Source organism: Nostoc sp. TCL240-02 (genome assembly GCF_013343235.1).
In the GTDB taxonomy this organism is placed as follows: domain Bacteria; phylum Cyanobacteriota; class Cyanobacteriia; order Cyanobacteriales; family Nostocaceae; genus Nostoc.
Genome location: NZ_CP040094.1, coordinates 2,722,522 through 2,738,865 on the forward strand (window position 1 = coordinate 2,722,522; position 16,344 = coordinate 2,738,865).

General features: G+C 39.5%; 12 protein-coding genes and 1 pseudogene. 5 read left to right on the forward strand and 8 right to left on the reverse strand.

Features of this window, described 5'->3' with window-relative positions:
• The first annotated feature begins 19 nt into the window (after window positions 1-19).
• Window positions 20-1,252, forward strand: a complete 1,233-nt coding sequence (locus FBB35_RS11525; protein WP_174709737.1) for a DUF4336 domain-containing protein — start codon at window positions 20-22, stop codon at window positions 1,250-1,252.
• A gap of 215 nt (window positions 1,253-1,467) precedes the next feature.
• Window positions 1,468-1,644, forward strand: coding sequence for a hypothetical protein (locus tag FBB35_RS11530; protein ID WP_174709738.1), 177 nt, complete (start codon window positions 1,468-1,470; stop codon window positions 1,642-1,644).
• A 137-nt stretch (window positions 1,645-1,781) separates the two neighbouring features.
• On the opposite strand, the gene FBB35_RS11535 is transcribed toward FBB35_RS11530, so the two are convergent.
• From FBB35_RS11535 to FBB35_RS11550, 4 genes and pseudogenes are all read right to left on the reverse strand, one after another.
• A complete protein-coding gene (locus tag FBB35_RS11535; RefSeq protein WP_174709739.1) occupies window positions 1,782-2,288 on the reverse strand; it encodes a GNAT family N-acetyltransferase in 507 nt (168 codons plus the stop codon).
• 32 nt (window positions 2,289-2,320) lie between these two features.
• The gene (locus FBB35_RS11540; protein ID WP_174709740.1) at window positions 2,321-2,875 is read right to left on the reverse strand and encodes a pyridoxamine 5'-phosphate oxidase family protein; all 555 of its coding nucleotides are present in this window, start codon (window positions 2,873-2,875) and stop codon (window positions 2,321-2,323) included.
• A gap of 235 nt (window positions 2,876-3,110) precedes the next feature.
• Window positions 3,111-3,635 (reverse strand): DUF937 domain-containing protein, encoded by a 525-nt coding sequence (locus FBB35_RS11545; RefSeq protein ID WP_174709741.1) that lies wholly within the window; start codon window positions 3,633-3,635, stop codon window positions 3,111-3,113.
• A 157-nt stretch (window positions 3,636-3,792) separates the two neighbouring features.
• A pseudogene (locus FBB35_RS11550) lies at window positions 3,793-4,023 on the reverse strand (hypothetical protein); the annotation flags it as partial.
• Window positions 4,024-4,185: 162 nt separating this feature from the next.
• On the opposite strand from FBB35_RS11550, the gene FBB35_RS11555 reads away from it, so the two are divergent.
• A complete protein-coding gene (locus tag FBB35_RS11555) occupies window positions 4,186-5,739 on the forward strand; it encodes a YcjF family protein (RefSeq protein WP_174709742.1) in 1,554 nt (517 codons plus the stop codon).
• Between the two features lie 203 nt (window positions 5,740-5,942).
• On the opposite strand, the gene FBB35_RS11560 is transcribed toward FBB35_RS11555, so the two are convergent.
• On the reverse strand, window positions 5,943-6,644 hold the full coding sequence (locus FBB35_RS11560) for a PEP-CTERM sorting domain-containing protein (protein ID WP_174709743.1): 702 nt from the start codon (window positions 6,642-6,644) through the stop codon (window positions 5,943-5,945).
• A gap of 599 nt (window positions 6,645-7,243) precedes the next feature.
• On the opposite strand from FBB35_RS11560, the gene FBB35_RS11565 reads away from it, so the two are divergent.
• Window positions 7,244-9,010 carry a serine/threonine-protein kinase gene (locus FBB35_RS11565; protein ID WP_254625918.1) on the forward strand — a complete coding sequence of 589 codons (1,767 nt, stop codon included), beginning with the start codon at window positions 7,244-7,246 and terminating at the stop codon, window positions 9,008-9,010.
• Between the two features lie 200 nt (window positions 9,011-9,210).
• Here FBB35_RS11565 and FBB35_RS11570 read toward each other — a convergent pair whose 3' ends face one another.
• From FBB35_RS11570 to FBB35_RS11580, 3 genes are all read right to left on the reverse strand, one after another.
• The gene (locus tag FBB35_RS11570) at window positions 9,211-10,506 is read right to left on the reverse strand and encodes a response regulator (RefSeq protein WP_174709745.1); all 1,296 of its coding nucleotides are present in this window, start codon (window positions 10,504-10,506) and stop codon (window positions 9,211-9,213) included.
• Window positions 10,503-12,941 (reverse strand): hybrid sensor histidine kinase/response regulator, encoded by a 2,439-nt coding sequence (locus tag FBB35_RS11575; protein WP_174709746.1) that lies wholly within the window; start codon window positions 12,939-12,941, stop codon window positions 10,503-10,505. The genes FBB35_RS11570 and FBB35_RS11575 overlap by 4 nt, the downstream gene beginning before the upstream one ends.
• Window positions 12,942-13,176: 235 nt before the next feature.
• The gene (locus tag FBB35_RS11580) at window positions 13,177-15,306 is read right to left on the reverse strand and encodes a tetratricopeptide repeat protein (RefSeq protein ID WP_174709747.1); all 2,130 of its coding nucleotides are present in this window, start codon (window positions 15,304-15,306) and stop codon (window positions 13,177-13,179) included.
• A 203-nt stretch (window positions 15,307-15,509) separates the two neighbouring features.
• On the opposite strand from FBB35_RS11580, the gene FBB35_RS11585 reads away from it, so the two are divergent.
• Window positions 15,510-16,211 (forward strand): rhomboid family intramembrane serine protease, encoded by a 702-nt coding sequence (locus tag FBB35_RS11585; RefSeq protein ID WP_174709748.1) that lies wholly within the window; start codon window positions 15,510-15,512, stop codon window positions 16,209-16,211.
• Window positions 16,212-16,344 lie beyond the last annotated feature (133 nt).

Below are 16,344 nucleotides of genomic sequence, written 5' to 3' on the forward strand. Positions count from 1 at the left end.
ATTTGGAGGGGGTCGCAGAGTGACTAATGATGAACGCATAGTCAATGCACAACAGATACATCCAAAAGACTTTTCATGGAAACTATGGCCTGTTCTGCCACTCTATCCTTATGGCAGGCGGCAGACAATCCGCAAAGAAGTGATTAAGGACACAATCTGGAATTTTGACCAGATTCAGGGTATTTTCTACGTTGTTGTGCCGATTCGGATGACTGTGGTTAAGCTCGAAGCTGGGGGTCTTCTTATCTATGCGCCTGTTGCACCCACCCCAGAGTGCATCCGGCTTGTGAATGAGTTGGTGGTGGAACACGGTAATGTTAAGTACATCATTCTGCCGACTATCTCTGGTATAGAACACAAAATCTTTGTCGGCCCCTTCGCTAGATATTTTCCGACTGCACAGGTGTTTGTGGCTCCCCATCAGTGGAGTTTCCCGCTAAATCTGCCCCTTAGTTGGCTGGGTTTACCCCCAAAACGGACTCAGGTACTCCCAGAAGATAGTAGCAAAACACCCTTTGCTGACGAGTTTGATTATGCAATGCTGGGCCCCATCGAACTTGGCCCTGGTCGATTTGCAGAAGTTGCTTTTTTTCACAAGCGATCGCATACTCTTTTAGTAACAGATTGTGTACTCTCTATCCCAGACGATCCACCTGCGATCGTTTTATTAGATCCATATCCCCTACTATTCCATGCCAAGGATCGGGCTTCTGATATTGTTGCAGACATTCAGGTAAATCGCCGTAAGGGTTGGCAGCGCATCTGTCTGTTTGCTTTGTACTTTCAACCAAGCGCACTAAATATACCCCAATGGAATAAGGTGTTGCAAGATGCCTTGAAAGCCCCAGAACGCTCAAGGAAAGCTTATTTTGGATTGTACCCCTTTCAATGGCATCCAGATTGGCTGCGATCGTTTGATGCCCTGCGAGGTAATGGGCGGTTGTTTGTTGCACCAATTTTACAGACGTTGATTCTTAACCGCGCACCGAAGGAAACTATTGACTGGGCTGATAAAGTTGCTAGTTGGGACTTCGAGTGGATTATTCCCTGCCACTTTGATGCACCGATAAAAGCCCAAGCGTATCAGTTTCGTCAAGCTTTCTCTTTTTTGGAAAAGCAGCCTGCTGTTAGTGGGGGTTTATTCAGCATTAGCAGCTATCCCCTACCAGAGGAGGATTTTAAACTACTTAAAGAAATCGATGCAGGTTTAAATAAGTTGGGCATTGTGCCAGCAGCAAAGGAGAAGGTGTAAGAGAATTTTGTGTAACTGCTGTGCTAAAGAATCATAAATTGCTATGACTGCAAAACTATAGTGGTTCGATTTTTGATTTTTAATTTAAACTTTGGCACTCAATTAGCTTGCAAATTCCTACCAGAGAACTAAGACTAATTCCTTCTATTGACTGTGGTCAAGTTCATAAATTAGTTGGTTAACTTGAGAATAGCAACTATTAAAGATGAAAAAAGATGAATAAGACATTACTAACGATTTTGATGCTTGCACTGTTACTCTTATTCATCGTTTCTCCCTTTGCTGCCCTTGCTAGTTTGATGCTGGTAGTGTTAGTTTCGACATTTTTCTCTTTACTTGGAAACGTATTTCAAGCAATAATTGCTGGTGACACTAACCCAAAAGGGTCATAAGGGACTTCCAAATAAAAAAATATCCCATCGCTTTAAGGGCAGGGGGAGGGAGGGAAAATCGTAGTGAAGTTGGATAATTTATTTTTTGGAGTTCCCTAAAAGCAAAATCAAAATAAAGAGAGGATTTTCAAACTATTTCAAAGATCAATTTTCATTTTAAAAGAGATGCTACCAACTCGGTTGATTATTTCACTACCAAGAACGACTTCAAAGCCAAACCTTTTATATAAACTCATGGCTGGATTTGTCGCTCTGAGACTAAGTGATATTGATGAATAAGATGTTTGGGCTGCTGCTAACAAATGTGTGAGTAACTGCGTTCCTATGCCTTTATTTCTATGTTGGGGAAGAATCGCAATAGCTAGTTCAGGAGTTTGATCGTCAACATAGCCATATCCTTTATTTTCACCTGTCAATAGACGCAGCCATGCAGATCCTACTGGTTGATTACTAGTTTCCAGAATAGCGATGAAGCCGCTATCATCTTTACATCCCCAATTTTTAACATATTTTGCCAAATCAGGATTATTTATGGCATCCTGTACTGTCAGATTACCTTCTTTTTCCAGATGCGCTGCTTCATAAAGCATAAGCCAGAGAAAAGGCTCATCTTCCTGTATCAATGGACGAATAGAATAATCCATAACTCATGCCCTAAAGTCCGCTTTTGTAAAATTTAGGATAATTTACTTAGCGGTGTTGGTAAACCGTCAATGCTGACAAGATTTTTCTTCTGTTGATATTCTCGAACTCCCTCTTCACCTTTTTTACTAGCCCAGTTTACTAAAGTCTGGCGCTCACCTCGATATTCATAAAGTGGTACGCCAAAACCACAAGAAGTCTGTACTTTTTCGATATCAGCGACGATAATTTGGCGAGTTCCAGGCATTGGTAAAAACAGAGAGTACAGAGAGTCCCAATCTGGAGAATTCGGTAGAATCGTCTTTCCTTGACCGTAAAGACGCAGAATAGACGCAGGTTCTTCAAAGGCGCAAAACATGAAGGTTATCCGCCCATTTTCTTGCAAATGGGCTGAGGTTTCGTTACCACTGCCTGTAAGGTCTACGTAACCTACTTGCTTGGGAGAGAGAACACGAAAGCATCCTAAACCTTTAGGAGATAGATTAACATGACCCGTAGGACTCAAGGGTGCAGAGCCAACAAAGAAAAGGTGTTGGGCTGCAATAAAGTCTTGCAGTTCGTCTGTAATACAGTCAAAAAGTTTAGACATAGACTGTCTGATTTATATTCACATACAAATTTTTCATCTTCTCAGCCTATGCCTTAGCTAAATATCTAGCAAGGCCCAATTGCCGATGTCTGAGCAAATGGGAGTTTGGAGTTAGGAAAAGTATCAAGATAAGTGGGCGTAAATAATTGTCTGTGAGATAAGGAAATAGGCAATAGGCATAAGGGTTTAAGCCTAGTTCCTTTTTATTTACATAGTTTGATTTTATTGTGCCAACTTACTGTCTCATATACCGACTAGCCATTTGGATGGCATCAGCGATATCTACATCACCATCGCCGTCAGCATCCAAGAAGGAATTCAGTACAGGATTCCCGCCAGCTTGGGGATTTTGAGCATTTGCACCTGATTGCAAAAAATTCAAGACTAAAGGTACTGCTAAAGGTAGCAATTGTTGAACTATACCAGCATCCAATCCAGTTTGCTGGGCAGCAACCTGAGCTACCTGTTGTTGTATCTGAGGAGAAAATAGCGAATTGACGGCTTGGGGGTTAGGTGAAGTCCCAGCATATTGATTCACTAAACTTTGTGCGGCTTCATTACCATCTCTGGCTTGCTTGTCTTGTAAAGCGGAACGCACTTGACCACCCACAATTGACAAGACTGATTGAATGGTAGAAGGGTCTGCACCAGTACTTTGGCTTAATTGTTGTACAGTGTTAATAATTCCTCCCAGTTGCCCTAAGCTTCCCTGTTGATTGGGATTAGCAACTGCACCAAGAATTTGATCGAAAAGTCCCATAAATTTATTTCTCCCTTTGTTCTCAAAAAGCTTGCCAAAACTGGCTTGAAGTATTTTTGTAGGCAAATTTTCGTCAGTCCACTAAAAAGATTTAAACACGCAACCTTATACTTGCTATTGATTATTATGAAAAAATTAACTTTGAAAAGCTACTAACTCAAGGATGAGAAATTGGTAAAGTTATACCTGCGGTGGGCAAAACCAACGCAAACTCTATACCTTTATCTAACTCAAATTGGTAGCTAATCTTACCTTGAGGTTTTTCTACCACAATTTGATATGCGATGCCTACGACGGGCTACGCCTACGCTAGCCTTAAACCAGTACCAATGCCTCGTGGTTTGGTAGTAAAAAATGTTTCAAATATCTTTTTCTGATTTTCTGGTGAATATAGAATTATTTATTGTTGGGGTACAGCATTGCGCTTAAGTTTCACCGTCAAAGGTTCAAATTTTGCAAAAGTTGCTTCTTACTACTCTGGTAAGAAAGACTGAAACTATTAAGATCAGAAGCATCTACCCACTGAAATACCCACTAATCTTTCCTAGCCATGCCTCTGTCGCGCATAGTAACGCTAATTGTTGGTCTGATAGTCATTTTGGGGCTAGCCCTATGGCTAATTGATTCCCTATCGCGCCTCTATTGGCAATTGTCCTATTCGCCGTTGCTTGGGAATTTGCTGCTGTTGCTGCTGATTGTCCTCATAGGAGCTTTGGTTGCCGCTTTTGTCTATTATGTATTGGTAATTCAATCTGGCGAAAAGCGATCGCGCCGCAACCCCAAGCGAGTCACTGCGGCGCAAATTCCTGCGGCTAAATCTGATGCTGCTTCTACAACTCTCCAAGCTGTGCGCCAACAGGTAGCGCAAATTCAAGATGAAGTCACACGTCAGGCTTTATTAAGTCGATCGCGGGAGATTGAAGCGAACTTAGCACGGGGTGAAATTCAAGTAGTGGTATTTGGTACGGGGAGTGCTGGCAAAACTTCCCTAGTTAATGCGATTATGGGACGCATGGTGGGTCAAGTGGATGCACCGATGGGTACAACCCAGGTTGGAGAAACTTATTGTTTGCGGTTGAAGGGATTAGAACGCAAGATTTTAATTACAGATACGCCAGGGATTTTAGAAGCGGGTGTGGCGGGAACAGAACGGGAACAAATGGCCCGAGAACTAGCGACAGAAGCAGATTTACTGTTATTTGTGGTGGATAATGACTTACGACGCTCAGAATATGAGCCGTTGCGAGGATTAGCAGAAATTGGTAAGCGATCGCTTCTAGTTCTCAACAAAACTGATTTATATACAGATGAAGATAAAGAATCCATCCTCGCTAGGTTGCGTCAACGGGTACGGGGATTTATTGCTACTAATGATGTGGTAGCGATCGCAGCTAATCCCCAATCTGCACAACTAGAGACTGGCGAAACCTACCAGCCGGAACCCGATATTGTCCCTTTACTGCGGCGCACAGCTGCTGTTTTACGCGCCGAAGGTGAAGATTTGGTGGCGGATAACATTCTTTTGCAATCTCTGCGATTGGGAGACGAGGCACGAAAACTCATCGATGGTCAGCGTCGCCGTCAAGCTGACAAAATCGTAGAACGGTTTCAGTGGATTGGTGCTGGTGTGGTATCAGTCACGCCCATACCAGTAGTAGATTTATTGGCGACAGCAGCTGTTAATGCTCAAATGGTTGTGGAAATTGGCAGAGTCTACGGCTGTGAATTGAATATGGAACGGGGACGAGAGTTAGCCCTTTCTTTAGCGAAAACTATTGCCAGTTTGGGCATTGTCAAGGGAGCAATTCAATTATTATCTACAGCGTTGCAACTTAATGTTGCTACCTTTCTTATTGGTCGGGCGATTCAAGGTGTGACAGCAGCTTATTTAACGCGAATTGCTGGTAAAAGTTTTATTGAATATTTTCGTCACGATCAAGATTGGGGTGATGGTGGAATGACGGAAGTTGTGCAGAAACAGTTTCAAATTAATCGCCGAGATGAATTTATTAAAGCTTTTATTCAAGAAGCGATCGCACGGGTAGTGAAGCCGTTAACAGACAAAAGTGAGGTGGTTGAGGAAGAGACAGAAACGGAGAGTTAGGATATTTTGAGTGGAGGAGAGCAATATTTATTTTTGCTAAATTATTAACCTATAATCACAGCTAATTTTAGGTAGTTATTTTAAGCGACTTTAAAATAAAAAATATCCAATTGTTGAAAAACAAGGAGGATAAGGAGGAATTTACTTCCTTATCTTCCTTGTTTTCGTCTATACAGCAGTTAGATAATTTATAGTAAATTAGCCTATACAGTTAGAGACGCTTTTTGCTTGCGCTTTAGCCACCAGCCTCCAACACCAAGAAACACTATCCCGCCTAAGGCGCTAGGTTCTGGAACAGGGGTTGAATTGGTATCGATCACAAGTCTAGCAAACCCTTGATCGCCACTCTCAGAAAAAAGATATTCCTCACTAAGATCCCCTAGAAGCGCACCTCCAATTGAGAAAAAATTTCCGCTTCTGGCGTTAATATCTGCAATGGCGTTGGAGTTAAGAGCAAAACTCAGGATTTCGTTTGGATCGCCAGAAGTAGTGACATTAAAACTTCCATAGTTTTTACCACTACCCAAATCATTATAAATAGTATTGTTGGGGCTATTGTTTTTCTGACTCAACACATCAGCAGGTGTTGAAACATCAAAAAAACCTAGAGTCTCGGTTGGATTTCCTGAACCCTTAAATCGTTGAATTTGCAAGGTTGCTGAAGAGACTCCTACTAGATCGCCAAGATCGAATTTAAAAAAGTTACGTAAATCTGTTCCGCGTATATTTCCAGTTACGTAGTTGGTATTATCGTTAGAATTAGGGCCATTCAATCCATCTTCAGCAGCCCACCAACCTTGATCTGATGCAGTTTGAGTAAAAGTTGCTGCCTCGGCTGTATTCAGCGTTCCTAATCCGAACCCAAAGATAGCAGACGCAATTGCTAATTTATAAAACTTTTTCATTGGATATCCCTTTAAATCAGAACCTGTTTAGCTGAAACTCACAAAGCTATTCTTTATCCAATCACTGCTTGGAAAAGGACGGCGTTGGTCTAGTACTCTGTCAAGTTTGATTTCATAGGTTGGTAGTTGGTGTTTTAGCGCTAAAGCGCCAACTAAGAACAACCCATACTCCTCAATTTTTCTTTTACAGACTAGTCATGAAAAATTAAGTACTGGGCTAGCATTGTATTTACATTGTTAGCTTTGTATTAGATGTAACACTGAGTTACGGCCACATATTAGTTAAAATAGTTGTAATTTAGCAAGGCTAAATACATAAATTTTATACAAAATTCACATAATCTTTATAATTTAGTGGCAATTCATAAATTGACACTACATGAAAATAATGGTTTAGGCTATTTTTTGTGTCAGTTCTATTCTTAAAGAAGTTAATAATATTGTTGTTCGTTTTTTTAAATGCTTAAGTAAAAGTACTGTAGTAAATCCATTTTGTATTTTGGTAATTAAGGCTCGATATATGTATTTCTAAAGCATTCCGGAAATAGGAGGGAATGTCAGAAAAAGTAAATAATAAGGACTTACTGAGTAACCAGGTCATGACCAACCACATAATCGGTAAATTACTACAAGGGCGTTACCAAATTGTCCAAAGCCTGGGTGCAGGGGTATTTGGACAAACATATATAGCTGTAGACGTAGATTTTCCACAGAATCCTAAATGTGTTATTAAGCAGATAAAAGTTAGCAGTTCCGAACCTGGCTACTTAGAGATGCTGAGATTAATGTTTCTAACTGAAACTGAAACCCTCAAGCTTCTAGGAAACCATCAACAAATTCCTGAATTTATCGCCTGCTTTGAAGAAAACAGCCAGTTTTATTTAGTACAAGAGCTAATTGAAGGACATGCGCTGACTGCGGAATTGCCCATTGCTCAACAGTGGGGGTGTCTGTGGAGTGAAAGGGAAGTTGTAGAATTCCTGATAGATGTCTTAAGTATTCTAGAATTTGTTCACTCTCAAGGCGTGATCCATTGTGACATCAAACCAGAAAACTTGATTAGACGTAATAGCGATGGCAAGTTAGTTTTGATTGACTTTGGCTCAATCCAGTCTATCGATTTTGGCATAGGTGCGGAATTGCCGATTTATAGGATTCCCGTCACCTCATTGGGATACATACCACCAGAGCAATTTATTGGACAAACACAGCCCAACAGCGATATTTATGCTTTGGGTATGATTGCTATCCAGGCTTTAACTGGGTTAGAACCACTACAATTAAAAGTCGATCCTCATACTAATGAAATTTTTTGGCGTTCTCAAAACACGCCAGTTAACGATTATCTAGCTGCTGTTCTCAGTCAAATGATCCGTTACGATTCTCAAAATCGCTTCCAGTCTGCGACTGAAGTACTGCGGGTACTCAAACAAATAACATGGGATCAGCCACCAGAAATATTAGAGGAAGATTCTCAATTTTTCCTAGAAGCTGCGATTGAGGATAATGATTTTCAAAATCCTACATCTGGCAAATCATCCCCGTTATTAACAGGAATGAAAGTAGGACTAGCAGCTAATTCTTTATTGATGGGATTTGGTGTATATTCTTTAGTTAATACTGCACCAGCATACTCAGAAACAGATACTTTATATCAAGCAAGAAAAGAATATCAAGCTGGGGATTTGCAAGAAGCGATCGCACTTGCTAAATCAATTCCCTCCCATAGCAATGTTTATCCAGAAGCACAAGCCACAATTGAAGAATGGCAAGAGCAATGGCAAGCTGCTGCACAACAATACCAAACAGCTCAAATAGCTTTTCATGAGAGCCGATGGTCAGATGTTCTTGATGCTGTTTCTCAAATTCCAAATATTTCATATTGGCAATCTAAAACAGATAAACTAGTTCAGCAAGCATACATTAACATTGAAGCACAGACACAAGATTTATTAGCAAAAGCTTACGAAAGTGCCGAGATCAGAGATTTTTCTACTGCATTACAATATCTGCGGGAAATTCCTAAAGAAAGTCGTGCGGGGGCTTTAGTTCAAGAAAAGCTGGCTGAGTATAATCGAAAGCGCCAAATCAGAGCAGCTTATTTTTTACAGAACGCTTACAAAAAAGCATCTGTAGGTGATTTTGATCGGGCTGTGAAATTTCTCCGAAATATTCCCCAAGATGCTCTAGTTTATGCTCAAGCTCAAGTTAAATTGAATGAGTATACTCAAAAGCAACGCGTGCAGTCTGGCAATCAAAAGATAGCTTCTGCAAAAAGAACAAATTCATTTGTCTCTAAAAATTCAGACACTAGGATTGAATATCTTCAGCAAGTAAATTATTTGCAAGAAGTTAATATTCGATAGTTACAGCAATTTTTAGATAAATGTACTTGTTACATAGAGCAATTTTAAGTAGAGATGCGAAATTGTACTGGGCTGGCTTCGAACGTCCTGCCACGCTAACGCGTCTCTACAGGTCTAAAATCATTAACAAAAATCTTTAACTGAACCGTATTGCTAAACAAAGAAGTGATGGTTGCTTTTATTTAGTTTAGGATTTTTATTTATCGAATGGGTAGTTCAATAATAAACTCTATACCCTCACCTAGCTTGGAATCGTATGTGAGCTTGCCATGATGGTTATTAACCACAATTTGGTAAGCAATAGATAGACCAAGCCCTGTTCCTTTACCGACAGGTTTTGTTGTGTAAAAAGCATCGAATACTTTTGTTTTATCTGCGTTTTTTATACCTAAACCATTGTCAGCAACTCTTAAAATAACTTGCTCTCCAATTACCTCAGTTTTAATTTTAATCACCCCAGAATTCCTAGAAATTGTATCAATATCTTTATTTTTATTAGCTTCCTCAATTGCATCGATTGCATTACAAATTAAATTCATAAAAACCTGATTAATTTCGCCTGGAAAACACTCAACAAGTGGCAAACTTCCATATTCTTTAACTAATTCGATAGCTGGTTGATGAGCATTTCGCTTAAACCGATGTCCAAGAATGAGTAATGTACTTTCTAACCCTTCATGCAAGTTAACTAGTTTTTTCCCAGCTTCTCTGTGACGCGAGAAGTTGTTCAAATATGACACAATTTCTGTAACGCGATCTGTACCAACTTGCATGGATTTAATAATTTTAGATAAATCATTTAACAAAAATTCAAGATCGCTTTTTTCAATTGCGGTTTGAAGTTCATCTGGTGGATCGGGCAGATATTTTTGATAGAGGTTTAGTAAACCAACTACTTCTTGTACATACTTTTCAACAAAATTTAAGTTGCCAGCTATAAAATTGATGGGATTATTAACTTCATGAGCAATTCCTGCTGTTAGTTGACCTAAAGCTGCTACCTTTTCTGCTTGAATCAGTTGAGTTTGAGTCTGTTGTAATTCGGCATTTTTAGCAATTAAGGTTTTTGTCAAATTTCTCAGATTGAGGTGATTTTCAATCCTCACTAATACTTCTTCATACTGAAAAGGTTTTGTAATATAGTCTACGGCTCCTAATTGCAAACCTTTAACTTTATCAGCCGTTTCTGAAAGGGCTGTCATGAAAATGACAGGAATATCTTGGACACGAGGATTGCTTTTTAGCTGTATACACGTTTCAAAACCATCTATACCCGGCATCATTATATCCAGCAAGATTAAATCAGGTAAATCATCATTTTCTAATCGCTGAAGGGCTTTCTCTCCACTACGGGCTGCCCAGACTTCAAAGCTAGACTGATCTAGAAAGCTGGATAAAACTTGTAAATTGGCAGGGTTATCGTCAACGACTAAAATAATTCCCCTAGAATGAGCATAATTGATAGATTTGTTTTGGTTTTCAATAATTGTATTCATACTCTTCCCACCGCATATTTAGTCAAGAAATTTAGAATTAAATCTTCATCAAATTGCCTTGCTAGTTGACGTAGTTCGTTAGCAAATGGGGCAAAAATTGTGTCTGTTTCCTCTAGTTTATCGGCCCACTTGAGAATGGCATTGAAGTTACCTTTAGTGGCTAAGGTGACTAGTTCTTGCAATACTTGTGGAGAAGGAGGGGTTAATTGATCGGTTAATTGATCGGTTACTATCGTTGCTTCTTGGGCTTTTTCTCCATCAGGCTGAGATTGCTTGTAAATCCATACCAAATTTAAGTATTTTTCTAGTTGATGCAATAATTCATCTACTTGTATGGGTTTGCTCAAGAAAGCATTACCTCCAGCTTGCAGACTGCGATTTTGATCGGCTTCAAAGACACTAGCGGAAGAAACGATGATCAATACATCCTTAATTTCTGGAGTGTGACGCAGGTGTTTGATTAATTCAAACCCATCCATTTCTGGCATCAGCAAATCTGTGATAATTAAGTCTGGCTTGAGGGCGATCGCTTTTTCTAAACCTTCTTTACCGTTGCTGGCTTCAACTACATTAAAATCCAGTGGTTGCAGTAAGTTTGTAATCACTGTGCGATTTTCCCAGCGATCGTCAACCATCAGGATGGTGTAGGGGCCACCCTCAAAACCAATGATTTGTTTCTCTGAGGCAGTCATGGCAGATTGTACCCAGTCAGTCGCTTCGGGTATCTCTAACTCAAACGAAAAGCTACTTCCCTTACTGATCTGACTCTGAACATGGATATCGCTACCCATCATCTGTACTAACTGCCGAGTAATAGCTAAACCTAGACCAGTACCTTCAGCTTGGCGCTTTTTATCACCTACTTGTTCAAATGGTAAGAAAATTTGGCCCAATTCTGCGGGAGTTATACCAATCCCCGTATCTTCTACGGTAAAGCGAAGGCGATGTTTCATTATCTGCCCATCATTGGGAGGTTGATCGATTACTTCAATATTGAAAGTAACCTGACCTTCATCTGTAAATTTGATGGCATTTCCCAGCAGATTCAATAGTACCTGACGTAATCTTTTGACATCGACATAAATCCCTGTAGGCAAGTTAATCGGGGGTTTATAGATAAACGAAATGCCCTTTTGTTTTGCCCGAATGTGGCATATTTCGACAAGTCCTTGAAGAAAGGAAGGGAAATGCACATCATAAGGATGCAATTCTAGCTTTTTCGCTTCAATTTTGGAGAGATCCAAAATGTCATTAATTAAAGTCAGCAGATGAGAGCCACATTGTTCAATAATATTGACGTGATATAGCTCTTGCTTAGGTAAAGCTGGGGAACGCAGCAAAATTTGGGCACAACCGAGAATGCCATTTAAAGGTGTTCGCAGTTCATGACTCATATTAGCTAAAAATTCGCTTTTAGCATGGTTGGCTGTATCAGCCGCAGCTTTAGATTTTTTCAGTTCGCGTTGTTCAAATGCTTGCACTTGCCACAAGACAGTAATCATGGTGACAGTTAATCCACCGACAATTAAGGCGATTAAATCGAGGAATTGCAATCGAGATTCGATATTTTGGCGGGGAATCACCAAAGCTACAGACCAGTTAGCAGCTTTCAACGGCAGATAAGCTACATACTTTTTAGTGCCGTCAATTTCCATTAACTCAATTCCCTGTTGTTTGTTTACCATCCTCTGAGCGATCGCATTTAAATTGCGATCGCTCATTTTCAGCAGGCTGAGTGCAGGTTTTTCTACGGTTGACATTAACGCCGAGTTAGGGTGGACGATCGCTTGTCCTTGGGAATTGAGAGCAAAAGCATAGCTGTTCGTACCGTATTGCAAGGAGTTGACAACCTCTGCAATGTGATCGACTCTCACATTGCCTTGGAAGACTCCAATCGGTGAACTACTGCTAGCAGAACTTGACGAGATTGGAGTGGCGATCGCTATTAAAGGAATTCCTGTAGAACGGCTGATGAAAGGGTCAGAAATGTTGCTCTTTCCTGCAATTGCTTTTTGAAAGTAGTCTCGATCCTGAATATTTTTATTGGATCGACCAACTTTTGTATTGGAAAATGAACCATCTGGGTTGACTATTTGGAAAAAGAAAAATTCATTGATCCGCTTGACTTCTGACTTTAAATAGGGTTCTGCTACAGACCAGTTTAAGGAACGGACAGTTAAAGTATTCGCCAGGGTTTGTACCTCCGCTTGGCGAAGATGTAACCATTCTTCAATTTCACCACTTCCTCTCTGTACCTCTAAAAAAGCACTATGTCTCAAATCTTTGAGCATCAGATTTCTAGTGGCTTGATAGCTGAAATAGGCAGAAATACTGACTATAAGGGTAGTGCTGCCAAGAAGAAATCGAATTAGTAAATTTCGTAAAGGATGATTTTCTCTGTCAGATGCCGATAGGCTGGAGTTTTTTTGTATCAAGGGTTAGCTCCTTAATTACACAGTTCGGTAAAAAATTATCGATTATGTTTAGATTTCCCCAGAAATTACCGATGCTCACAGCTTTTGGTAAAATAAACCAGAAATTTATAGGAGTGTCATGAATTGTAAGTTTTTATCTCAAAATATTCTTTAAAATCAACTAAAATTCCAATTATTGCTCCTAATTAAGTGTTGTTAACAATTCGTAATTATTAATTACGAATTTTTTAGTGTATTAAGGCGTTGTCTGCGGTGGATTAATAGGATTAGGAACTGGGATAACTGGCACAATTATAGGCTTTGGTTTCTCGCCTTGCAGTTGAATCTGGGCTTGATTGCGGCCATCTATAGCTTGTTGGTAATTAGGCTTGTATTTTATTGCTTGATCGTAAGACGCGATCGCATCTTGAAACCGTTTTAAATTTAAGAGAGCATTACCTCTGCTATACCAGCTTTCAGAATGGTCTGGTTTATAACGAACTGCCTTATTATAAGACGCGAGTGCATCTTCGTATTTTTGTAAAATATATTGTGAATTACCCAAATTGTACCAGAGTTGATAGTCTCTTGATTTAAGCGTTGCGGCTTTATTATAAGCTTTTATCGCTTCTTCATAGCGTTGATTTTGATGTAGCGACCAGCCCAAATTATACCATGCTTGATAGCTACTAGGATTGTATTTTATTACTTGATTAAAAGATTCAATTGCTTCTGGGTAACGTCGTAAGTTGAGTAGGGTATTACCTCTTGAAAACCAGGCTTGATAATAATTTGACTTGTATTGTACAGCTTTATCATAAGCGCTGAATGCATCTTGGTAGCGTTGCAAATTAACTAGTACATTTCCCAAGTTATACCAAGCTTGCTCATAGTCTGGTTTTAAATCAACGACTTTTTGGTATGCTGCGATCGCTTCTTCATATCGGTTAGAATTTTGTAAAGCTAATCCTTTTTTATACCAAGCTTCATAATTATCTGGTTTGAATTCAATCGCTTTTTCATAAGCTTTAATTGCTTGGTCATATTGGTTTAAGTTACTAAAAGCTTCACCCTTAGCATTCCAGACTTCTGAGCTTTCATTATTTAATTGTAGGGCTTTGTCAAAAGATGCGATCGCTTCTTGATATCGCTGTAGACTTGCCAAGACAAAGCCGCGTCCACTCCAAGCTTCAAAATAATCTGGCTTAATTTGGATTGCTCTATCATACGCAGCTAATGCTTCTTTAGATTTTTTTAATTTATAGAGAGTTTTACCTTGACCATTCCATCCTTGAGCATAATCTGGTCTAATATTAACGGCTTTTTCATATACTTCTAATGCGTCTTGATAGCGTTGTAAATCAAAAAGTGTATTTCCTTGCTTGGATAATTCTATAGCGTTATTTGAATTAATGTGATTAAAAATAAATATTGATGCTATTCCACTTATCCCTGCTAAAAATATTGTTAGTAAAACTTTACCTAAAATCCCTTTTCTCGGTTGTGGTTTGGTTAGATTTTTGGGAAGAGAAATAGGAGTTAACGCTATTGTTTCAGCAGGTGGTAGTGTTAACTCTTTCAGTGCTTGTAATGCTACTGTAGCTGAAGGATAGCGCTGTCGAAAGTCGTAGCACACCATTTTATCTAAAAATTGAGCAAATTCTGGCGTTACTGTAGCTTTATCGTGCCAGATAATTTCATTAGTCTCAGCATCTTTGACTATTTCCTCTGGTAATAATCCAGTGAGGGCTTGAATAGCAATGATGCCTGTAGCATAGATATCACTGCTTAATTTTGGCGTACCATGAGCTTGTTCTCCAGGAATATATCCAGGCGTACCTATGGCAACGGTACCTTTAGTTGAACCTTCGGGAGTAATTACTTGGGTCGTAATTTGTTTAACCGCACCAAAATCAATTAAAATTAATTTGCCATCCGGGTGTCGTCTGAGGATATTTCGGGGATTGACATCACGGTGAATTACATTCTGTTGATGGACAAATTCTAGAATTGTCAAAAGTTCTTGTAAAAGTGAAATTACTTGCTCTTGACTAAGGGTTTTACCTGGTATTAATTCTTGACTCAGGTCATGACCTTCAATCAATTCCTGTACGAGATAAAATTCGGCATTTTCCTCAAAATAAGCTAAAAGTTGAGGAATGCGATCGTGAGTTCCTAATTTATACAGAACTTGTGCTTCTGTATCAAATAAACGCCTAGCCGTCTCTAAAGATACCGGATCGTTTGCTTGGGGTTTGAGTTTCTTGACCACACATTGAGGTGAACCGGGTAATTGAGTATCATAAGCAACAAAGGTTTCACCAAAACCCCCTCCTCCCAAGTTACTAATAATTTGGTATCTTCCAACAAGCGTGTTTCCTAACATCTCGTTTGCCTACTTAAGTGCGATGCGATCTGATTTCAATCTTGCCACATGTTAAGAAGTGGGGAGCAGGGAGCAGGGAGCAGGGGAGCAGGGGAGCAGGGAGCAGGGAGTAGAGGGAAAGAGGTAATTTTAATTCCCGCAATGCCCAATGCCCAATTACCAATGCCCAATGCCCAATGCCCAATTACCAATGACAAATTTATATGATTCCTATTAGTGATAATATTCGTTGTTGGAATAAGCCGATTATTAATTATTGGCTAATTGGCATTAATATTGCCGTGTTTTTATGGGAAATTAAACTAGAGCTTAGTGATACTTTGGGCCCTTTTGTCAATAGTTTGGGTGTGATTCCGGCCCAGATTAGTGGGGCAATTACAAATGCACTCTTCTTCAACAACTCTGCTGCTTGGATAATTGTAATTTGGCGGATATTTTCATTACTTTTTGGAATATTTCTGCACGGCAGTTTTAGTCAGATATTGGGAAATCTATTATTTCTATGGGTTTTTGGTAAGACTGTAGAAAATATTTTGGGACACAGACGGTATCTGGAATTTTATCTGGTGGCTGGCATTTTAACAGGGGTTGTACAAATTTTGATTCAACCGAGTTTGACAGTACCATTAATTGGGGGCAATGGCGCGATCGCAGCTATTTTAGGAGCATACATTATGAAGTTTTCTAAAGCTAAAATTGATACCATTTTGCCGTTAATTATTGTATATATTCCTATCGAAGTTCCCGCCTTTCTCTATATATTTTGGTGGTTTGTGCAACAGTTATTTTATGGTATAGGCAGTTTAAATATTCCCCCCATTGGCGTAAATCAATCGGGTGTTGTCTTCTGGGGGCAGATTGTGGGATTATTCAGTGGTGCGGCTTTCATGCGATTGAAGAGATAATTGATTTGTCTTATCTTTAGACATGGCTTTTAAATACTAGAAGATATCTTTTGGCTAAAACTCTTATGTGCCTTTGGATGGATTGCATTTTTTAGCTTTAAAAATCATACTGCTAAAACTAGGGTATGCCTAC